Source organism: Variovorax sp. YR266, assembly GCF_900107295.1.
Taxonomy (GTDB): domain Bacteria; phylum Pseudomonadota; class Gammaproteobacteria; order Burkholderiales; family Burkholderiaceae_C; genus Variovorax.
Genome location: NZ_FNPM01000001.1, coordinates 648,712 through 669,444 on the forward strand (window position 1 = coordinate 648,712; position 20,733 = coordinate 669,444).

Below are 20,733 nucleotides of genomic sequence, written 5' to 3' on the forward strand. Positions count from 1 at the left end.
GTTCAGTCCAATCTGAATCGGCGCTCGGCAAAGGCATACAACCGGCGCCAGATGAGCTTGTTCATCAGCACGACGAAGATCGACATCACGCCGATGCTCGCGATGATCAATGGCGTATCGCCCGTCTTGGTGACGTTGGCGATGTACGCGCCAAGGCCATCCGCCTGCAGGCTCGTGCCGCCCCATGTGGCGAGCTCGGCCACGATGCTGGCGTTCCATGCGCCTCCGGCGGCCGTGCAGGCGCCGGTCACCCAGAACGGGAAGATCGCCGGCAGGATCAGGGTGCGCCACAGGCTCCAGCGGCGCAGGCCGTAGACGCGCCCGGCTTCCTTCAGGTCGTTCGGAATCGCCATGGCGCCGGCGATTACGTTGAACAGGATGTACCACTGCGTGCCCATGGCAATGAGCAGGATGCTGCCCCAGTTGAGGCTGATATGGCTGGCCACGAAGAAGCCGACGACGATAGGGAACGTCATGTTCACGGGAAACGACGCACCGATCTGCGCCAGCGGCTGGGCGAATCGCGCAACGCGCGGCTGGAACCCGATCCACACGCCGACCGGCGTCCAGATCAGCGTGGCCAGGACTGTCATGGCGGCGACGCGCAGGGCCGTAAGAAAGCCGAGCCAGACGATGTGGCCAAAGTCGGCCAAGGACAGCGCACCGTGCAGCGCGGCTGTAGCCGCCGCCACGGCCCGGAGAAGCTCGATGCCGATCCAGATGGAAAGCACGATGCCCACCACCCGCCAGAGCAACTTCTTCCATGACGCCTTGAGCCTCACCGGCATTCGCGCCATCGGAGCCCGCGCCTGGAACACCTTGTCCAGCAGCGGGCGCCAGAGGCGCTCGCTGATCCAGGTGAATAGGTAGGCGCCGCGCAGCAGGTTGTAGACCCACGAGGTCGCCGGAGTCGTCGACCCCGTCAGCTCGATCTTGAACTTGTCCGCCCACGCCAGCAGAGGGCGCCAGACCAGCTGGTCGCTGGCCAGGATCAACACGATCATGGCCACCACCGCCCACAGCGCGGCCGTTTTGTCGCCGTTCGAGATCGCCTGCACCATGTACGAGCCCAGGCCCGGCAGCTTGATGTCCTTGTTCATCACGCTGATGGCTTCGCTCTGCGCAACGAAGAACCAGCCGCCGCCGAAGGACATCATCGAATTCCAGATCAGGCTGTGCGCCGATGCCGGCAGCTCGACCGTCCTGAAGCGCTGCCAGCGGGTCAGGCCGTAGGTCGACGCGGCCTCCTGCATGTCGGTGGGAACGGTGACCATCGAGTGATAGAAACCGAAGGCCATGTTCCACACCTGCCCGGTGAAGATGGCGAAGATCGCCGCGCACTCCACCCCGAGCAGGCTGCCGGGGAACAGCGCCATGAAACCCGTCACCGTTGCCGACAGGAACCCCAGCACCGGCACCGACTGCAGCACGTCGAGCGCCGGCAGGATGAAGGCGCGCGCAGTCCGGTTCTTTGCCGCAAGGTAGCCCACGGAAATGGCGAAGAACAGCGAGAAGCCGAAGGCGATCCACATGCGCATCAGCGTGCGGCCCGCGTAGTACGGAATGAGACTCGGCGAGCTGTCGACCTGCGGCACGGCGGCCGGATCGAAATGCACCAGCATGCCCTTGCCGAAGTGCAATGCGCTCCAGAACAAACCCAGCAAGGCCAGCATGACCAGGGCATCGACCCAGCCGAATGCGCGGCGTTCTTCAGTGACGGTGAGCTGCGGGGCGGTGCTTTTCATGCAGGGCGGTAACTCTTGTCAATGAAAGGGTTGCCGGCCATTCTCGTGCCTGGACGATCAAACGGAAATCTGGTCATGAGCGGGAAGCCTATCGCGCAGCGCGCAAAAAGGGCGCAAATTCCTGGACGCGACTCCCTGATCAGCGCGCGGCCGGCGCGCGCGTCGACTTGCGCACCACCAGCTCCGGCCGCAGCACCACGGTCGACGCCGACATCGCCGCCCCGTCGATCTCCGCGAACAGCATCTCGGCCGAGCGCCAGCCGAGTTCGCGGTGCGGCAGGCGGATGGTGGTGAGCGGCGGATCGACCATGTCCACCAGCGGCATGTCGTTGTGGCCGGTGACCGAGATGTCCTGCGGCACGCGCAGTCCCGCCTCGCGCAGCGCGTCGTAGGCGCCCAGCGCGACGAGGTCGTTGCAGCACACCACCGCCTGAGGCACGGCACCGGCTGCGAGCATCTGCTTCATTGCGACCGCACCCGCCTCGCGGCTGTAGCTCGCGCACTCGACCACGCGGAACGGCTTCATGCGGTGGTCGCGCAGGGCCTGCTCCACGCCCAGCGAGCGGCCCACGCCGGTGGGAATGTTCTGCGGCCCCGCGAGATGCGCGATGCGCTTGTGGCCCAGGCCGACGAGGTGGTCGACCGCGAGCTTCATCGCGAGCCGGTCGTCGCTGACCACGGCCGGCAGGCGGCCGGTTTCGTCGGCGCGGTTGACCAGCACCGTGGTCAGGCCGGCCTTGACGACGAAGTCGACCAGCGGGTCGTCGCGCGTGGCGGTGGCCAGGATCACGCCGTCGACTCGCTGCGCCAGCATGCGTTCGAGCACCGGCCGCGCGAGCGCGGGGTCGACCACGTTGGTGACGAAGACGAAGTAGCCACGAGCCGCCGCGCTGGCCTCGATGCCCTGGAGGATCGGCGGGAACACCGCGTTCGTGATGTCAGGCACCAGCACGCCGATGGTGTGGGTGCGCCCGGTGCGCAGCGCGGAGGCCGCGCGGTTGGGCCGGTAGCCCAGGCGCTGCGCCGCTTCTTCCACCACGCGCAGCACCTCGTCGCTGATCAACGAACGCTTCTCGGGGCTGAGCGCGCGCGAGACGGTCGACACATGCACGCCGGCGGCACGGGCGACATCGCGGATGGTCACGGGGGAGGAAGTCGGGCTGGTGCTCATGGATTTGTGCAAACGATTGTCGTGCGTGTCCGGTGCTTGGGGCGGCTTTTCCTATTCATGACCTGCGGAATGTGGTCATTTTACTTTTCGACGATCTGGCGTAATATCGTGCAAACGATTGCATGAATCACGCAGATTGCACGAGACCCACCATGAACATCGCCACCTCCCCCGACTCGGTGCTGGGCTTCGCGCTCGACGCCATGAAGCGAACGCCCGACCCACGGCTGCGCACCGTGATGGATGCGCTCACCCGCCACCTGCATGCCTTCGTCCAGGAGGTGAAGCTGACCGAGGAGGAGTTCGAGCAAGCGCTCGAATTCATCGTCGCCATCGGCCAGGCCACCGGCGAAACCAAGAACGAAGTGGTGCTGGCGGCAGACATCCTCGGCGTCTCCACCGTGGTGGCGCTGCAGAACAACCAGGACCCGCACGGCGAATCGCCGGCCGCACTGCTCGGCCCGTTCTGGCGTGCGAACTCGCCGGCCTGCGCACCGGGCGACAACATCGCGCGCTCAGGCACGCCGGGCATTCCGCTCGCGGTGACAGGCACGGTGCGCGACGCACAGGGCCAGCCTGTGGCCGACGCCACGGTCGACGTGTGGCAGGCCTCGCCCGTCGGTCTCTACGAGAACCAGGACCCCGAGCAGGAAGACATGAACCTGCGCGGGCGCTTCAGCACCGATACCGAGGGGCGCTTTCACTTCCGCAGCGTGCGGCCGGCCGGCTACCCGGTGCCTACCGATGGACCCTGTGGTGTGCTGCTGCGCGCGCAACAGCGCCATCCGAACCGACCCGCTCACCTGCACTTCATGGTGAGCAAGCCGGGCCACAAGGTGCTGATCACGCAGGTGTTCGCCGATGACGACGAGAACCTGGAGAGCGACCCGACCTTCGGTGTGACGCGCCGGCTGATCGGCCGCTTCGCGCTCGCGCCCGACGGCAAGACCGCCACGCTGCAGTACGACTTCCAGCTCGAGCCGGGCGAGATGAAGCTCCCACGGCCGCCGATTCCTTGATTCCCCAACTCCTCTTCATCCCATGAGCTTCGATCCTGTTTCCAGACTCGACGGCAAGGTCGCCGTCATCACCGGTGGCCTCGGCGCCATCGGCTACGCGACGGCCACTCGCCTCGCAGCGCTCGGCGCTAACTGCGTGCTGCTGCACCGCAAGGGCGACGATGCGGCCGCGCGTGCTGCCGCCCTGCCCTCCGCGCAAGCACAGCGCCACGGCGCGATCCGCGCCGACATCGTCGACACGCCAAGCCTGCAGGCCGCTGTCGCAGAGGTGAAAGCCACGCATGGCCGCTGCGACATCCTGGTCAACAGCGCGGGCCACACGCAGCCCGTTCCCGCCGGTGACCTCGACGCGCTGACCGACGAGCTCATCGACGACATCGTGCGCGCCAACTTCCGCGGCGTGTTCGCGACCATCCGCGCCTTTGCACCGATGCTCAAGGCCAGTGGCGATGGGCTGGTGGTCAACATCTCGTCCATCGCGGGCTTCACCGGCGTGGGCAGCAACCTCGCGTATGTCGCAGCGAAGGCCGGGCTGGACGTGGTTGGCGACGCGCTGGCCAAGGCGCTGGCACCGGCGGTGCGCGTCGTTTCGGTGTCGCCGGGCGCGGTGGAGTCGGGCTTCGTGCCCGGCCGCGGCGCGGAGTTCGCCAGCAAGATGGCGAGCACCACGCCGCTCGGGCGCATCGGCAAGCCCGACGACGTGGCGGCCACCGTAGAAGCGCTCGCGACGACGATGCGCTTCGTCACCGGCACGCGCATCGTGGTCGACGGAGGGCGTCACCTGTGAACCCGAAGACCCTCATCACATGCGCCGTCACGGGCAACCTCGTGAAGCCCGAGCAGACGCCGCACCTGCCGATCACGCCGGTGCAGATTGCCGACGAATGCCTGGCCGCGGCCGAGGCCGGCGCGGCGCAGGTGCACATCCATGTGCGCCATCCCGAAACCGGCAAGCCCTCGATGGAAGTCGAGCTGTACCGCGAGGTGGTCGACCGCATCCGCCGCGGGAACCGCGAGCTGATCATCAACCTCACGACCGGCCCCGGCGGGCGCTTCATTCCGAGCGAGGACGACCCGAAGATCGCCGCGCCCGGCACCACGCTGCTGCCTCCGGAGAAACGCGTGGAGCACATCGCGCTGATCAAGCCTGACGTGTGCTCGCTCGACCTCAACACCATGAACTCCGGCCCCGACGTGGTGATGAACACGCCGAAGAACGTACGACGCATGGCGAAGGTGATCCGCGAGGCCAGCGTGAAGCCCGAGCTGGAGATCTTCGATTCGGGCGACATCAACCTTGCACTCGACCTCATCGCCGACGGCACGCTCGACGGCCCCGCGATGTGGACCTTCGTGCTCGGCGTGAAGTACGGCTTTGCGCCCACGCCCGAGACGCTGCTCTACGCACGCAACATGCTGCCGCACGGCGCCTTCTGGAGCGCCTTCGGCATCGGCCGCATGGAGTTTCCGATCGTCGCGCAGGCCTGGCTACTGGGCGGCCATGTGCGCGTGGGCATGGAGGACAACATCTACCTGGAGAAGGGCGTGCTGGCCGAGAGCAATGCGCAGCTGGTGGCGAAGGCGCGCGACATCCTGCTGAGCCTGGGCGGCGAGATCGCCAACCCGCGCGAGGCGCGCACCATGCTGGGCTTGCCGGAAGCGAGAGGCTGAACGATGAGCATCGCAGCCATGCACACCACCCACGCATCCCGCGCATTGCGCGTGAGCGAGAAGGCCGCCAACCTCGACACGCTGCGGCTCGAGGCCGCGCCGCAGCCGGAACCCACGCCGCCACCCGGCCACGCCGTGGTGCGCATCGCCGCCGCCGCGGTGAACCCGAGCGACGTGAAAGCGACGCTGGGCATCATGCCGCAGGCTGTCTGGCCACGCACCCCGGGCCGCGACTTCGCGGGCACCGTGGTGAGTGGTCCCGCCGAGTGGATCGGCCGCGAGGTCTACGGTTCGGGTGGCGACGTGGGCATCACGCGCGACGGCTCGCATGCGCGCTACCTGGTGCTGCCCGAAGCGGCGCTGCGCGCAAAGCCCCGGGGCATTTCGATGGACGAGGCCGGCGCGGTGGGCGTGCCCTTCGTCACCGCCTACGAAGGCTTTCGCCGCAGCGGCATGCCGCAGGCGGGGCAGACTGTGCTGGTACTCGGCGCCAACGGAAAGGTCGGGCAGGCTGCGGTGCAACTCGCTTCGCAGGCTGGCGCGCGGGTGATCGCAGTGCAACGGCACGCCGGGCCCTTCGAGGGATTCGCGAACGGGCCGGTCGACGTGATCGACGCGCGCCAGCACGCCGACGTGGGCGCGCAAGTGCGCGAACTCACCGACGGGCGCGGCGCGCACATCGTCTACAACACCGTGGGCAGCGCCTACTTCGAGGCCGCCAACAAGGCGATGGCCAAGGGCGCGACGCAGATCTTCATTGCCACGCACGACCGCGCGGTGCCCTTCGACATCTTCGCGTTCTACCGCGGCATGCACACCTTCGTGGGCATCGACTCGCTTGCGATGGACTGCGTTGCCTCCACCGCGCAGCTCGACGCGATGCGCAAGGGCTTCGAGCGCGGCACGCTGAAGCCCTTTCCCGTGGCGCGCCACTTCGCGCTCGACGAAGCCATCGATGCCTACCGGCTGGTGCTGTCGGGCAGCACCGACCGCGTTGTGCTGCGCCCCTGAAACCGCAAGGAACACCCGCCATGCACGTGACCCGTTTCAACGAAGCGCCGCACTACGAGGCGCCCAACCACTTCGACATGCGTTGCCTGCGCCTGCAGGGCAAGGAAGCCGGGCCCTCCACGCAGATGTGGATGGGCATGAGCCAGATCCTGCCCGGCGGCCACACCGGGCTCGACGGCTCGCCGATGGAAAAGCTCTACCTCGTGCTCGAAGGCCAGCTGCATGTGGTCGGTGAGGTCGACGGTGCGCACCAGGAAGACGTGCTCGAGCAGTACGACAGCTGCCGCTTCGCACCCGGCGAGAAGCGGCAGCTCGAAAACCGAACCAACCGCCCGGTGCTGGTCGCGCTGGTGATGCCGAACGCGCCACCGGCTTAGCGCTCGCGCCGCCTTCGGTCATTCATTGCTCATCGAACAAATCAACGGAGACAAGACGCATGATGAAGAAGACATTCCCCTGGAGCCGCCGACAGGCACTCACCGTGGCCGCAGCGCTCGCGGCCTGCACGCTGGGCAGCAGCGGCGCGCTCGCGCAGGGCGCATGGCCGGGCACGCAGCCGATCAAGCTGGTGGTGCCGTTCACGGCAGGCAGCGGCACCGACATCGTCGCGCGCCTCGTGGCCGAGAAGCTCGGACCGGCGCTGGGCACGAGCGTGATCGTCGACAACAAGCCAGGCGCGGGCGGAACCCTGGGCGCGGCCATCACGGCCAAGTCACCGGCCGACGGGTACACGCTGCTGGTGCATTCAGCGGGGCACCTCGTGAACCCGTGGATCTACAAGGGCCTGTCGTACGACACGATCAAGGACTTCACCGGCGTCACGCCGATGGCGAGCCTGCCCAACGTGCTGGTGACCGCGCCCGCGCATTTCACGAACGTGCAGGACCTGGTCGCGAAGGTCAAGGCAAAGCCGGGCAGCTTCAACTACGGATCGGCTGGCAACGGCTCGGCCACGCACATGAACGCGGAGGTGTTCCGCCTCGCGGCCGGGCTCGATGCGCAGCACGTGCCCTTCCGCGGCACGCCCGAAGCGATGACCGAGGTGATGTCGGGCCGCGTCGACTGGTTCTTCGCGCCGATGGTGTCGGCGCTGCCGCTCATCAAGAGCGGCAAGCTGCAGGCGCTGGCCGTGGGAACCGCCCAACGCTCGCCCGCCTTGCCCGATGCCCCAACCACCGTGGAAGCCGGCGTGCCAGGTTCGGCGTATTTGTTCTGGGTCGGCCTCTTCGCCCCGGCAAAGACGCCGCAGCCCGTGGTGGAGCGGCTTCAGGCCGAGGTCGCGAAGATCATGGTGTCGCCCGAGCTGAAAGAGCGGCTGGAGAAGCTCGGCGCCGAGCCGTTCACGATGCCATCGGCACAGTTCAACAAGTTCATCGTCGACGAAACCGCCAAGGCGCAACAGGTGGTCAAGGCTGCGAGCATCAAGGTGGACTGACACAGAAATGCCATTGATGAGCCCGATCGATCCCGCGATACTCCCGCGCGGGAGGCGGCCGTGGCCAGCGCACTCTCGAAGTCGACATCCAATCGGCCGCTACCGGAACGTGGAGGGGACTCATGCAGAACGCCGTGGCTTTCGCCAACAACGAGGTGATCATGGTCGCGTGGAGCTACGGCAAGAAGCCGGATGGCTGCATGGGATTCGCGGTCTACCGCATCGACCAGCACGGCCGTGAGACGCCCCTGCCAGGCCAGGCGAGGTTCAAGGGCATCACACCCAAGAAATGGACCACCGAGGAACTTCCGATCCAGAAGTTCTACTGGAAAGATCCTTACGCGCGTCTCGAAGCCGAGAAGAACAAGAACAGGATCTTCCGCTACAAGATCGTGCCGCTGGAGGGCGCCCCGGGAAAGCTCCAGCCCATGGCGAAGCTGCCGATCCTGCTGACTAACGAGGTGGAGATCACCCCGGTGATCGACGACAAGCTGAGCGTCTACTTCAACCGCGGATTGATCTCCACGCAGCGCGTCGCGCGCGCGCTCGGCTCCAAGGACATGAAGGACTCGCTGATCGAGAAGGTCTCGGACCCCGGCGACAAGAGCAAGCTCCGCGAGAGCCTCTCGGGCGACATGATCGAGGCCATCCAAGAGTTTCTTGCGCGCGCCGACGGCAAGGGCAAGATCTACGCGGCGCTCTACGAACTCAAGGACCCGCAGCTGATCGGCTGGCTCGCAGGGCTGGGCGAACGCCTCCACATCGTCCTGGGCGACTCCAAGGAAGACGAGGAAGTGCTGGGCGAAGACGGCAAACCGGTGAAGGTGACCAACCCCAAGACCGGCAAGACCAAGATCAAGACCGTGAAGGTCGATGGCAACGAGCAAGCGCGCGAAACCCTGACCGGCACCGCTGCGGAGATTCACAACCGCATCATGCCCAACGGCCATATCGCCCATAACAAGTTCCTGGTCTACGTCGACTCCAAGGGCAAGCCGAAGGCGGTGTTCACCGGCTCCACCAACTGGACGGCCACCGGCCTGTGCACCCAGACCAACAATTCCATCGTCATCGACAACGATGCGCTCGCCAAGCGCTATCTGGCGTACTGGAAAGAGCTCGCCAAGGACACCGACGAGGCCGCGGACGATCCGAAAGCCTTGCAGGGCGCCGCGCTTCGCAAGTGGGCGTCGAAGGGCTCGGCGCTGACACTGGACGATGGAGCGGCGGCTCACAGCTGGTTTTCGCCGAACACGCCGAAGGCGCGCGGCAAGAACCCGGCAACCGAGAAGCGCCCGCCGGACATGGAGGACCTTGCCCAGCTGATCGCGGGCGCCAGCCACTCCGTGCTCTTTCTCGCCTTCTATCCGGGCAGCCCCAGCATCGCGAACTGGACAGCCCAGGCCGCGAGCAAGAACAAGAAGCTGTTCGTGCGCGGATGCGTGACGAACAAGTCGGCCTCGGAAGGCTTCTATTACGAGCTCAAGGGCATGACTCCGCCCGCCAGGAAGAAGGGCGAGAAGAAACCGCCCGTGCTCCAGGATCCGCGTGTTTTCGGAGCCGAGGCGTTCGACTTCAAGGTGCCCGATGGCTGGAAGAAGGAAATCCTCAATGCCGGCTTCGCGATCATTCACGACAAGGTCGTGGTGATCGACCCCTTCGACGACGACTGCGTCGTTGCCACCGGCAGCCACAACCTGGGACACAAGGCATCGTTCGACAACGACGAGAACCTGCTGATCGTGCGTGGCAACAAGAAGCTCGCGATGGCCTATGCGACCCGCATCCTGGACGTCTACGACCACTTCTCCTCCCGCTTCTGGTTCAAGCAGCTTGGCGGCCAGAAGGACGCGCTGGAACTCAAAAGCACGCCGGAGGAATGGCTGGGCAAGTACTACGACAAGAAGGGTCGGCTCAAGAACCCGCAGCTCAAGTTCTGGATGGACGCGGCGGTGCAGTAGCAGCAAGCGTCTGCTCGCGGCGCACCTCGGTGATCGTGCGGCCGTGCTGGCCCCAGTTGTCGGTGTCGTATTCGTCGATCACGACAAAGGTCGAGGCAGGATCCTTGTTCAGGACGCGCACCATCATCTCGGTGGCCTCGGCGATCAGCTGCTTCTTCTGGTCGAGCGTGGTGCCTTCGCGGGTGATTTCGATGCGGATGTAGGGCATGGCGTTCTCCGGGGTTCGTTGTCGATGCTTCGCTCACCACTTGCCGGTGCCCATGCCGCCGTCCACGGGCAGCACGATGCCGGTCGTGAAGCTGGCGTCGCTCAGGTAGAGAACCGCGTCGACGATTTCCTGCACCGTGCCGATGCGGCCTGCCGGCTGCAGCGTGTTGAGGAAGCCATGCATTTCCTTCGTGTACATCGGCGTGTCCACGATGCCCGGCGCCACCGCCGTCACCTGGATGTTGTGCGGCGCCAGTTCCAGCGCCAGCGCCTTCGTCGCCTGGTTGATGCCGCCCTTGATCAGCAGCGGCAGCACGGCCGGCACGGCCTGGTTGGGCTGCGAGGCAAGGCTTGCCGTGATGCTGATGATGTGGCCCGCCTTGCGCTCGACCATGTGGCGGACTGCCGCCTGCGACGGATAGACGAAACCCTTCAGGTTGGTGCTCACCAGGGCTTCCAGCTCGTCCGGCGTGTACTGGATGAACGGCTTGGCGTTGAAGAATCCGGCGTTGTTGACGAGCACGTCCACGTGCCCGAAGCGCTCGATGGCACGCCGCACCAGCAGATCGCCGACGGCGGGGTCGGCGACGTCGCCGGCAACGCCCAGGAAGTTGTCGGGCGAACCGAGCGACACGGATGCCTGTTGCAGGCGTTCGGCGCTGCGGGCGTTGCCGACGACGTTGTCGCCGCGCTGCAGGTACGCGCCGGCCAGGGCCAGGCCGATGCCGCTCGAGGCGCCGGTGATCACGATCGTCTTGGGTTGGGTCTTCATGATGGTTTCCTTTCGGGTGGTCAAAGCGGAGGCAGTTGGTTCAGGTTCATGGAGGCTCTCGCCTCTGGGATCAACTGTATTGACGACCTTCAAGTTGATAAAGATGATCGAAGCATCTTCAGTCTTTACTCTATGTAATCAATCATGAATCGCCAGTTCGACGACTTGCTGCTGGGAAGCCTGGAGCTTTTCTGTCTTGCAGCCGAGCAAGAGGGGTTCACCGCCGCAGCCGCCGTTGCGGGCGTGACGCCCGCCGCCGTAAGCAGGACGGTGGGCAGGCTGGAAGAACGCCTCGGCGTGCGCCTCTTCCTGCGCACGACACGGCAGATACGGCTGAGCGAGGCGGGCCAGGCCTATTACGAGCAATGCCGCCAGGCGCTCAACCAGCTGGTGGAGGCCGAACGCCAGGTCAGCGGCCAGCAGATCACGCCAAGCGGCCTGCTGCGGATCAGCGTTCCCACCACCTACGGGCACTACCGGCTGCTGCCGCTGCTGCCGGAGTTCAGGGCGCGCTACCCGGACATCCGGGTCGAGGTTCACGTCAGCAACCGCAACATCGACTTCGCCGCGGAGGGGTACGACCTTGCCGTGCGTGTGCGCGCGCCAGCCGACTCGACCCTGGTTGCTCGCCATCTCGAGGACGCCGAACTCGTGCTCGTCGCAGCCCCGGACTACCTGCGCCGGCACGGGGAACCCCGGACCCTGGACGACCTGCAGACCCACGAATGCATCCAGTTCGAGCTGCCCAGCAGCGGCCGCACCATCCCCTGGCTGTGCCGTCAGGACGGCCAGGACGTCGAAATGCTCACCTCCGGCGGCTACGCCTGTTCGGACGACGTCCTGGCCGGGGTTACGCTGGCCCGGCATGGCGCGGGCATCTTCCAGGCCTATCGCTTCGTGGTCGAGGAAGACTTGCGCCAGGGACGGCTGGTCGAAGTGCTCAAGCCCTTCGGCGGCCGGTCCCGGCCCTACAACCTGCTGTATCCCAAGTTGCGGTTCGCGCCGCTGCGCGTGCGCACCTTCGTGGACTTCCTGATGGGCCACCGGGCGGATGCGGCGGGCGTGTCTGGCGGCGGCTTGGCGGGCCGGGCGTGAGATCCGTTACGCACCGGCGGCAGCCCCTGTCACTTGAAAGCCCACCGATTGCCCTTATGATTAGCACTCGCTGCTGATGAGTGCTAACAGCCCTCGCTTCCAGTCGATGGGTTGCCGGCCTCCGGTCCGGCACCCGACCACAAACCCGTTTCTTATCCATACATCCAGGAGATGCAATGAAACTTCGTCCTTTGGCCGATCGCGTGATCGTCAAGCGTGTTGACAGCGAAACCAAGACCGCCTCCGGCATCGTCATCCCCGACGCAGCCGCTGAAAAGCCCGATCAGGGTGAAGTCCTGGCCGTGGGCCCGGGCAAGCGCAACGACAAGGGCGAACTGGCCGCACTGACCGTCAAGGTCGGCGACCGCGTCCTGTTCGGCAAGTACAGCGGCCAGACCGTCAAGGTCGGCGGTGACGAATTGCTCGTCATGAAGGAAGACGACCTGTTCGCGGTCGTCGAGAAGTAATTCAAACATCCCATTCGGAGTAAACAAACATGGCAGCAAAAGACGTAGTCTTCGGCGGTGAAGCCCGCGCACGCATGGTCGAGGGTGTCAACATCCTGGCCAACGCAGTCAAGGTGACCCTGGGCCCCAAGGGCCGCAACGTGGTGCTCGAGCGCTCGTTCGGCGCCCCTACCGTCACCAAGGACGGTGTGTCGGTCGCCAAGGAAATCGAACTCAAGGACAAGCTGCAGAACATGGGCGCCCAGCTCGTGAAGGAAGTGGCTTCCAAGACTTCGGACAACGCCGGTGACGGCACCACCACCGCGACCGTGCTGGCACAAGCCATCGTTCGCGAAGGTTTCAAGCTGGTGGCTGCCGGCATGAACCCGATGGACCTGAAGCGCGGCATCGACAAGGCTGTCACGGCCCTGGTCGCCGAGCTGAAGAAGGCTTCCAAGCCCACCACCACGTCGAAGGAAATCGCTCAAGTCGGCTCGATCTCGGCCAACAGCGACGAAACCATCGGCAAGCTCATCGCTGACGCGATGGACAAGGTCGGCAAGGAAGGCGTGATCACCGTGGAAGACGGCAAGTCGCTGGACAGCGAACTCGACGTCGTCGAAGGCATGCAGTTCGACCGCGGCTACCTGTCGCCCTACTTCATCAACAACCCCGAGAAGCAATCGGCGCTGCTCGACAACCCCTTCGTGCTGCTGTTCGACAAGAAGATCAGCAACATCCGTGACCTGCTCCCCACGCTGGAACAAGTCGCCAAGGCTGGCCGTCCGCTGCTGATCATTGCCGAAGAAGTCGAAGGCGAAGCCCTGGCTACGCTGGTCGTGAACACGATCCGCGGCATCCTGAAGGTCGTGGCTGTCAAGGCTCCTGGCTTCGGCGACCGCCGCAAGGCCATGCTGGAAGACATCGCCATCCTGACGGGCGGCAAGGTCATCGCTGAAGAAGTGGGCCTGACGCTCGAAAAGGTGACGCTGGCCGACCTGGGTCAAGCCAAGCGCATCGAAGTGGGCAAGGAAAACACGATCATCATCGACGGCGCCGGTGCCGCTGGCGACATCGAAGCCCGCGTGAAGCAAGTGCGCGTGCAGATCGAAGAAGCCACGAGCGACTACGACCGTGAAAAGCTGCAAGAGCGCGTGGCCAAGCTGGCCGGCGGCGTTGCAGTGATCAAGGTTGGCGCCGCCACCGAAGTCGAAATGAAGGAAAAGAAGGCTCGCGTCGAAGACGCCCTGCACGCTACCCGCGCTGCAGTGGAAGAAGGCGTCGTGGCTGGCGGCGGCGTGGCTCTGCTGCGTGCCAAGCAAGCCGTGGGCGAGTCGGTCAAGGGCGACAACGCTGACCAGGAAGCCGGCATCAAGCTGGTGCTCAAGGCCATCGAAGCTCCCCTGCGCGAAATCGTGAACAACGCCGGCGGCGAAGCCTCGGTGGTGGTGAACGCTGTGCTGGCCGGCAAGGGCAACTACGGCTTCAACGCTGCGAACGACACGTACGGCGACATGCTCGAGCTGGGCATCCTGGACCCGACGAAGGTCACCCGCACCGCACTGCAGAACGCCGCTTCGGTGTCCTCGCTGCTGCTGACGACCGAAGCCATGGTCGCTGACGCGCCCAAGGACGAGTCTGGCGCCGGCGGCGGCATGCCCGACATGGGCGGCATGGGCGGAATGGGCGGCATGGGCATGTAATGCCCGGCTGAGCACTGCTCACCAAAAGAAGAAGGGCCGCGAAAGCGGCCCTTTTTTATTGCCTGTGTCAGCTACTGAAACTGGTCTCGCAGCGCCGCATAGAGCACCTGAAAGCGTGTGTGGCGCGCGCTATGCACAGCGGCTCCTTCGGTCGACGGAATCAACTGCTGCTGCACCGGCGGCAGCTTGCACACCTCGGCCACCGCGCCCCCATCGGCCAGCCACGCCAGCCGCGCCGCGCCGAGCGCCCCGCCCGTCTCGCTGCCCGCATAGAGCGTCAGCGGCACCTGGAAGATGTCGGCCAGCAACTGGCCCCACCACACGCTGCGTGCACCACCGCCCACCAGCGCCACTTCGCGCAGCGGCATGTCCGCCGGCAGCCGCAGGGTGTCGAAGCCATCGCGCAGCCCGAAGCTCACGCCCTCGACCACGGCGTAGGCGATTTCCGCCGGACCGTGTGCATGCGTCAGCCCGAACAGCACGCCCTGCGCATTGGGGTTGTTGTGCGGCGAGCGTTCGCCCGAGAGATACGGCAGGAACAGCGGGCAGCGCTCGCGCTGCGCCAGCGAGATGGACGCCGCCGCTTCGAGCAGCGCGGCTTCGTCGGCGAACCGGAAGGTCTTTGCCGCCCAACTCACCGCGCTCGCGGCCGAGAGCATCACCGACATCTGGTGCCAGCGCTTCGGCAACGCATGGCAGAAGGCGTGCATCGCCTGCGCGGGGTTCGGCAAGAAGCGGTCGGTCGACACGAACACCACACCAGATGTGCCGAGCGACACAAAACCCTGCCCCGGCTCGACCAGCCCCATGCCGACCGCGCTGGCCGCGTTATCGCCAGCACCGCCGGCAATCAGCACCGCACCACCGCCACCCACGCCCCAGCGCGCCGCAAACTCGGGCTTGAGCTGCGCCGACACCTCGCTGCCCTCGACTAGGCGCGGCATCTGCGCACGCGTGAGCCCGGTGGCAGCGAGCAATTCATCGGACCAGTCGCGCGCACCCACGTCGAGCCACAGCGTGCCGGCCGCGTCCGACATCTCGCTGACCGCCTCGCCGCTGAGCATGAAGCGCAGCCAGTCCTTCGGCAGCAGCACGCGCGCAACGCGGCTGAAAACTTCGGGCTCGTGCTCGCGCACCCACAACAGCTTGGGCGCCGTGAACCCCGGCATCGCGAGGTTGCCCGCAATCTCGCCGAGCCGCGGTACGGCACGCGCAAGCGCTTCGCACTGCGCGCCGCTGCGTCCGTCGTTCCAGAGAATCGCGGGACGCAGCACCTGGCCCGCTTCGTCGAGCAGCGTGGCGCCGTGCATCTGGCCCGACAGGCCGATCGCACGCACCGCCGCAAGCTCTTCGGGATGCGACTTGCCGAGCGTGCGCATTACCTCTTCGAGCGCATACCACCACTGCTGCGGCGCCTGCTCCGACCACAACGGTTGCGGCCGTTCGACCGTGAGCGGTGCGCGGGCCACGCCCACGATGCGGTGGTCGTCGGTGAGCAAAAGCGCCTTGAGCTCGGACGTGCCGAGGTCGAGTCCCAGATACAAGATGAGCCCCCTGGTTTTCTGCTGCGTGCTCAGGAAGAGACGCCGCTGCCGAAGCGCGTGTCGGCCTGCCGGCGAAATTCGCTCGGCGTCATGCCCTTGATTTCAAGGAAGCGCCGGTTGAAGTTCGCCACGTTGTTGAAGCCCACCTGGTAGCAGATGTCGGTCACGTAGTGATCGGTCTGCATCAGCAGGTGGCAGGCGCTGTTGATGCGCACGCGGTTGACGAAATCGGTAAAGCTGTTGCCGGTGGAGCGCCTGAAGAAGCGGCTGAAGCGGCTCTCGCTCATGCCCAGCTCGGCCGCCACGTCCGACATCGAGATCGGGTCGGCCATGTTGTTGGTGATGCGGTTGACGATGCCGTTGATCTGGTCGACCTGCGCGTCGCCGTCCGCGCCCTGTGCGCCCTGCATCTGCACGCTCGACAGCAGCCGGTAGTCGGTGCATTGCGCCAGGTCGGCCATGAAGTCGAGGAACAGGCTCAGGCGCCGCACGCCGCGCGCGGCCTTGATGCTGTCCCAGTGCGCCTGCGCGTTCTCCGACATGCCGAAGAATTCGATGCCGTGGCGCGCCCGCTCCAGCAGGTGCATTACCTCGCGCAGCTCGGGAATCTGGGATGCCGCGTGCTCGATGGGCTCGTGTCGGAACTGGATCACCCGGTCGCGTCCCGCGGCGCCGCCTTCGGGCACGTCGAGCGAGATCCAGTTGTGCGGCAGCCGCGGCCCGCACAGCACCAGGTGCCCGGGCTGGAACGGCCCGATCCAGTCGCCGATGAAGGCCTTGCCCGATGTCTCGGTGATCAGGTGCAGCTCGTAGTCTTCATGGAAATGCCATCGCACCAGCGGGCTCGGAAAGCCGTGCGCGAGGCAGCGCACCAGGCCGGTTTCTTCGGGGGTCTCGTAACCCAGCGAGGGGGAACGCGTGAAGTCGCGCTCCAGCTCGGGCTGGCGCTGACGGGGAATCGAACGCTTTCGGGTGGTCGTCGTCATGATGGCAGCCCGGCTCAGGGCTGGGAAGCAGCAGCAACAGCGGTATTTTGTGCCTTCGCCAAGGCGGCGTGAACCGCCTCCAGCGTCGGTGGATCGGCACCCTCGCGGGTGCAGTTGAGGGCGGCGGCGGTGGCGGCAAAGCTCATCACTTCGCGCCATGCGTCGTCGCCCAGCTCGCCGAGTTGCGCCGGCCGCTCCACGCCATGCGCGAGCAGCGACACGGACAACCCGGCCGTGAAGGTGTCTCCCGCGCCGATGGTGTCGACCACGGTGACGCGCGGCGCGGCCACGGTCAACGGCTCGTGCCCCGTGCGCCAGAGCGTTGCGCCGTCGCCGCCGCGCGTGACGATCACGGCGCGCGCGCCGGCCTTCAGGCACTCGGCGGCCAGCGCATCGACCTGCTGGCCGGGCGCGAGCAGCGCAGCGTCTTCGTCGCTGAGCTTGACCAGGTCGGCCATGGCGAACCAGCCGGTGACGCGCGCGCGGTACGCCGCCATGTCCGTGATCAGGCTGGGCCGTACGTTGGGGTCGAACACGATCACGCAACGCTCCCTGTTCGCTGCGACCAGGTCGGTGATGCGCGTGGCGGCCGGGTCCTGCAGCAGCGAGATCGAGCCGAAGTGCAGGAAGCGGCAGTCCGCCGGTAATTGCGGCAGCGGCTCGGGCGCCCAGGTGGCGTCGGCACTGCCGCGTGTATAGAAGGCGTAGCGGTTGGTCTGCGGCGTGCGCTCGACAAAGGCCAGCGTCGAGGGTGCGTTGCTTCGCAGAATGAAGCTGGTGTCCACGCCGTTGCGTTGCAGGAAGCCCATCAGCCGTTCACCAAAGAGGTCGGTCGACAACTGCGTGAGAAAACCGGTCGGCTGCCCGAGCCGCGCGCAGGCCACCGCGGTGTTGAGCGGCGAGCCGCCCTCGTGCCCGAGGAAAGCCAGGGTGCCCGCCTCGCTGGCGGTGAAATCGATGAGGGCTTCGCCCGTGAGTGCAATGCGCATGGTGTCTGGATTCTGGATCACGGCAAGGCGCGCGCATCCGCCAGGAAGCCGCGTTCGGCGGCCAGCGTGGCGGGATGGTCAAGCAGTTCGGCAAAAAGGCGCGGCGGGATGGTGATGGCTCCCACGCCGAGCCCCAGCAATGAAAGATACGCCTCGCGCGAACGAATGCTGGCCACCAGCAGCCGCGTGCCCGACGAGGTCCGCCGTGCGACCAGCGACTGCATCTGCCCGATCAGCGCCAGGCCGTTGATGCCGGAGTCATCGAGCCGCCCGAGGTATGGCGCTGCGTAGGCCGCACCCAGTTGCGCCGCGAAGTGCGCCTGCTCGGGCGCATACACGGCAGTGAAGGTGACGGGCACGCCCTGCGCGATGAGCCGCGCGCCGGCGTCGAGGCCCTGGCGCGTGGCGGGAATCTTGATGACCAGTTGGCCGCTGTCGAATTGCGGGAGCAGTGCTTGTGCGTCTTCGAGCATGCCGTCGACTTCGCTCGAATACACCTGCGCCTGCACCTGGCGTGCGCCCAGCTCTATGCAGCGCTTGAGCAGGCCCGGCACTTCGGTGCGGCCGATGCCTGCGCGTTGCAGCAGCGTGGGGTTCGTTGTCACGCCGTGCGCTACGGGGTGCGGCAGGCAGGCCTGCAACTCCGTCAGGTCGGCGCTGTCCAGGTACAGATGGAAATCTTCGGTCATGGGTTGCATGCTGCAGTGCATTCGGGGCGTGTGCGAATGAGTACGCCGTCGGCGTGAGCGCACCCCGAATGATCCCGAACGCATCGAATCGAAAAGCAGTTCTTCATCTCAGCTCATGACGTTACCGCCATCGACATTCAAAGTCTGCGCCGTGATGTAGCGCGCCTCGTCGCTGGCAAGAAATACCGCCGCCCCCGCGATGTCGCTCGGCACGCCCATGCGCCCGAGAGGCACCGCCAGCCCGACCTGCCGCTTCTTCTCTCCGGGCGGCAGCCCTTCGGCCTTGGCGAACAGGCTGTCGACATGGTCCCACATCGGCGTATCGACCACACCGGGTGCAATGCCATTGACGCGGATGCCGTGCGGCGCCATGGCCAGCGCGGCGCTCTGCGTGTAGCTGATGACGGCCGCCTTGGTCGCGCAGTAGTGCGACACCAGCGCCTCGCCGCGGCGCCCTGCCTGCGATGCCATGTTGATGACCGATGCACCCTGCGTGCCGGCTTCGACCATGTGGCGCAGCACGGCCTGCATCACGAAGAACATGCCCTTCACGTTGACCGCGAAGAGCCTGTCGAATGACGCTTCATCGCTGTCGAGCAGCGGCGCCAGGTCGAACACTGCCGCGTTGTTGAACAGCGTGTGGATGGGTCCGAAGGCCACCTGCGCCTCGGCCAGCATGTGCGCAATGGCCTGGGTGTCGGTGACGTCGGCCGCGATGTAGGCGAGCTTGTCGGGGTGCTCTTGCTGCAGCACGCGCACGGCTTCCGGCGCGGCGGTGGCGCGGTCGATCACGGTGCAGCGCGCGCCTTCGGCGATGCAGGCCTGCGCCACGGCCAGGCCGATGCCGCCGCCCGCGCCGGTCAGCAGCACATGCCGGTCCTGCAGGCGCCCGCTCGTCATGGTCGGCTTTCCGCGGCAACGAAACGCGCGACGCGTTCGGCGGCCCGGCGCACGGCATCGATCAGCCGGGCGTCGGCGGCGATGTTTCCCCACAGGCCCGCGTCCGAGCACAGCGCAACGACCGGGTCGGCCGCATCGCAGATCGCGTGAGCCACGGCCTCGTCCATGCCCTGGTCCTGATAGACGTAGGGCAGCGCGCCCTTGTGCCAGCGCTGCAGGAACGCGAGGAACAGCGCCGGCAGCATCGCCACGCTGTCGACGGGCTGGCCCGCCGCCAGGCGCTCGCGCACGGTCGGTGCGATGAAGCCCGGGATCTTCGAGAAGCCGTCCGCCGCCACGCGCTGGTTGGTGTCGCGGATGGCGGGGTTGCCGAAGCGGTCGAGCACCACGTCGCGATACGCCGCGAGGTCGATCGGGCTCGGGCTCAGGCAGGGGATGACGTCGTCGGTGACGTAGTCGAACGCCATCTTGCGAATGGCCGCGTTGTGCGTGCCTTCGTGGATGAAGTTCAGCCCCACCAGCGTGCCCGCCCAGGCGATGCAACTGTGCGTGGCGTTGAGGATGCGGATCTTGGCCTCTTCGTAAGGCTGCACCGATTCGACCAGCTCCACGCCCACGCGGCCCCAATCAGGGCGCCCGGCCGCGAAGTTGTCTTCGATGACCCACTGGATGAAGCTCTCGCCGGTAACGGCTGCCGCATCGTCACGGCCCGTGGCGGCCTTCACACGTGCGCGCAATTCGGGCGGCGGGCGCGGGGTGATGCGGTCGACCATCGCGTTCGGGCAGCGCGTGTTCGCGTTGACCCATGCCAGCAGATCGGCATCGCCCGCCAGTTCGATGAACTCCAGCAGCCCGGCGCGGAAGCGGTCGCCGTTGTGGCGCAGGTTGTCGCAGTTCAGCAGCGTGACCGCGCCAGCATTGGCGGCCTTGCGCGCGCGCAGGATCGCGCAGACGGCGCCGTAGATGGTCACTCCGTCGCCGCCGGCCTCGCCACGGCGCGCGCGTTCGACATCGGCCGCCAGGTCGCCGAATGACAGGTCGAGCTTGCCCTTGTCGTCGAGGTAGTAGCCCGCCTCGGTCACGGTGAACGACACGATGCGTGTTGACGGCGCCGCACCGCGCGCGATCACGTCGGCCAGCGAGCGCTCCCACGGCAGCACTTCGCGGATGGCTTCGATCTCTTCGTAGCGGTACTCGCCTGCCGGCGACACGGTTTCGAGCGTGTAGCGCCCGCCCTGCGCCTGCAATGCAGCAACCACATCGGCCATGTCCGGCCGGATGTTGGCGCCCGAGAGCGACCAGCGGGTGTCGCCCGCGTCGATCAGCCTCTGCAGGTACACCGCCTGGTGGGCGCGGTGGAATGAGCCAAGGCCCAGGTGAAGCACCGTG

20 protein-coding genes are annotated in these 20,733 nt (G+C 66.4%); 10 read left to right on the plus strand and 10 right to left on the minus strand.

The window, feature by feature from the left end:
* Positions 1-2: 2 nt before the first annotated feature.
* Both BLW48_RS03065 and BLW48_RS03070 read right to left on the minus strand, forming a co-directional pair.
* Positions 3-1,745 (minus strand): ABC transporter permease, encoded by a 1,743-nt coding sequence (locus tag BLW48_RS03065; protein WP_093172542.1) that lies wholly within the window; start codon positions 1,743-1,745, stop codon positions 3-5.
* A 139-nt stretch (positions 1,746-1,884) separates the two neighbouring features.
* Entirely contained in the window at positions 1,885-2,916 is a 1,032-nt protein-coding gene (locus BLW48_RS03070; protein ID WP_093172544.1) for a LacI family DNA-binding transcriptional regulator, read from the minus strand.
* Positions 2,917-3,068: 152 nt separating this feature from the next.
* Here BLW48_RS03070 and BLW48_RS03075 point away from each other — a divergent pair, with 152 nt between their 5' ends.
* From BLW48_RS03075 to BLW48_RS03105, 7 genes are all read left to right on the plus strand, one after another.
* On the plus strand, positions 3,069-3,935 hold the full coding sequence (locus BLW48_RS03075; RefSeq protein ID WP_093172546.1) for a dioxygenase family protein: 867 nt from the start codon (positions 3,069-3,071) through the stop codon (positions 3,933-3,935).
* A gap of 22 nt (positions 3,936-3,957) precedes the next feature.
* Positions 3,958-4,722: an SDR family NAD(P)-dependent oxidoreductase gene (locus BLW48_RS03080; protein ID WP_093172548.1), complete on the plus strand. Its 765-nt coding sequence runs from the start codon at positions 3,958-3,960 to the stop codon at positions 4,720-4,722.
* Positions 4,719-5,606: a beta-keto acid cleavage family enzyme gene (locus BLW48_RS03085; RefSeq protein ID WP_093172550.1), complete on the plus strand. Its 888-nt coding sequence runs from the start codon at positions 4,719-4,721 to the stop codon at positions 5,604-5,606. The genes BLW48_RS03080 and BLW48_RS03085 overlap by 4 nt, the downstream gene beginning before the upstream one ends.
* 3 nt (positions 5,607-5,609) lie before the next feature.
* The gene (locus tag BLW48_RS03090) at positions 5,610-6,617 is read left to right on the plus strand and encodes a quinone oxidoreductase family protein (protein WP_256330683.1); all 1,008 of its coding nucleotides are present in this window, start codon (positions 5,610-5,612) and stop codon (positions 6,615-6,617) included.
* 20 nt (positions 6,618-6,637) lie between these two features.
* Positions 6,638-6,994: a cupin domain-containing protein gene (locus BLW48_RS03095; protein WP_093172552.1), complete on the plus strand. Its 357-nt coding sequence runs from the start codon at positions 6,638-6,640 to the stop codon at positions 6,992-6,994.
* A gap of 62 nt (positions 6,995-7,056) precedes the next feature.
* Positions 7,057-8,052, plus strand: a complete 996-nt coding sequence (locus BLW48_RS03100; RefSeq protein ID WP_093173232.1) for a Bug family tripartite tricarboxylate transporter substrate binding protein — start codon at positions 7,057-7,059, stop codon at positions 8,050-8,052.
* Between the two features lie 122 nt (positions 8,053-8,174).
* Entirely contained in the window at positions 8,175-10,013 is a 1,839-nt protein-coding gene (locus BLW48_RS03105) for a phospholipase D-like domain-containing protein (protein WP_093172554.1), read from the plus strand.
* Here BLW48_RS03105 and BLW48_RS03110 read toward each other — a convergent pair.
* Together BLW48_RS03110 and BLW48_RS03115 are read right to left on the minus strand one after the other, a co-directional pair.
* Positions 9,982-10,221: a tautomerase family protein gene (locus BLW48_RS03110; RefSeq protein WP_093048411.1), complete on the minus strand. Its 240-nt coding sequence runs from the start codon at positions 10,219-10,221 to the stop codon at positions 9,982-9,984. The two genes, BLW48_RS03105 and BLW48_RS03110, sit on opposite strands and share 32 nt — an antisense overlap.
* Positions 10,222-10,254: 33 nt before the next feature.
* On the minus strand, positions 10,255-10,992 hold the full coding sequence (locus BLW48_RS03115; RefSeq protein WP_093172556.1) for an SDR family NAD(P)-dependent oxidoreductase: 738 nt from the start codon (positions 10,990-10,992) through the stop codon (positions 10,255-10,257).
* 144 nt (positions 10,993-11,136) lie between these two features.
* On the opposite strand from BLW48_RS03115, the gene BLW48_RS03120 reads away from it, so the two are divergent.
* The 3 genes from BLW48_RS03120 (at position 11,137) to groL (ending at position 14,236) form a co-directional block, all read left to right on the plus strand.
* Positions 11,137-12,087: a LysR family transcriptional regulator gene (locus BLW48_RS03120; RefSeq protein ID WP_093048406.1), complete on the plus strand. Its 951-nt coding sequence runs from the start codon at positions 11,137-11,139 to the stop codon at positions 12,085-12,087.
* A gap of 176 nt (positions 12,088-12,263) precedes the next feature.
* On the plus strand, positions 12,264-12,554 hold the full coding sequence (locus BLW48_RS03125; RefSeq protein ID WP_007835162.1) for a co-chaperone GroES: 291 nt from the start codon (positions 12,264-12,266) through the stop codon (positions 12,552-12,554).
* A 29-nt stretch (positions 12,555-12,583) separates the two neighbouring features.
* On the plus strand, positions 12,584-14,236 hold the full coding sequence (gene groL, locus BLW48_RS03130) for a chaperonin GroEL (protein WP_093048403.1): 1,653 nt from the start codon (positions 12,584-12,586) through the stop codon (positions 14,234-14,236).
* Positions 14,237-14,307: 71 nt separating this feature from the next.
* On the opposite strand, the gene xylB is transcribed toward groL, so the two are convergent.
* The 6 genes from xylB to dalD form a co-directional block, all read right to left on the minus strand.
* Positions 14,308-15,780: a xylulokinase gene (xylB, locus tag BLW48_RS03135; RefSeq protein WP_093172558.1), complete on the minus strand. Its 1,473-nt coding sequence runs from the start codon at positions 15,778-15,780 to the stop codon at positions 14,308-14,310.
* 29 nt (positions 15,781-15,809) lie between these two features.
* The gene (locus BLW48_RS03140; RefSeq protein WP_093172560.1) at positions 15,810-16,766 is read right to left on the minus strand and encodes an AraC family transcriptional regulator; all 957 of its coding nucleotides are present in this window, start codon (positions 16,764-16,766) and stop codon (positions 15,810-15,812) included.
* A gap of 14 nt (positions 16,767-16,780) precedes the next feature.
* Positions 16,781-17,755 (minus strand): carbohydrate kinase family protein, encoded by a 975-nt coding sequence (locus BLW48_RS03145; RefSeq protein WP_093172562.1) that lies wholly within the window; start codon positions 17,753-17,755, stop codon positions 16,781-16,783.
* Positions 17,756-17,772: 17 nt separating this feature from the next.
* Positions 17,773-18,444, minus strand: a complete 672-nt coding sequence (locus tag BLW48_RS03150) for a transaldolase family protein (RefSeq protein ID WP_093173234.1) — start codon at positions 18,442-18,444, stop codon at positions 17,773-17,775.
* Positions 18,445-18,552: 108 nt separating this feature from the next.
* Positions 18,553-19,344, minus strand: coding sequence for an L-iditol 2-dehydrogenase (locus BLW48_RS03155; RefSeq protein ID WP_093075939.1), 792 nt, complete (start codon positions 19,342-19,344; stop codon positions 18,553-18,555).
* Positions 19,341-20,729, minus strand: a complete 1,389-nt coding sequence (gene dalD / locus BLW48_RS03160) for a D-arabinitol 4-dehydrogenase (RefSeq protein ID WP_093173236.1) — start codon at positions 20,727-20,729, stop codon at positions 19,341-19,343. The genes BLW48_RS03155 and dalD overlap by 4 nt, the downstream gene beginning before the upstream one ends.
* Between the last annotated feature and the right edge of the window lie 4 nt (positions 20,730-20,733).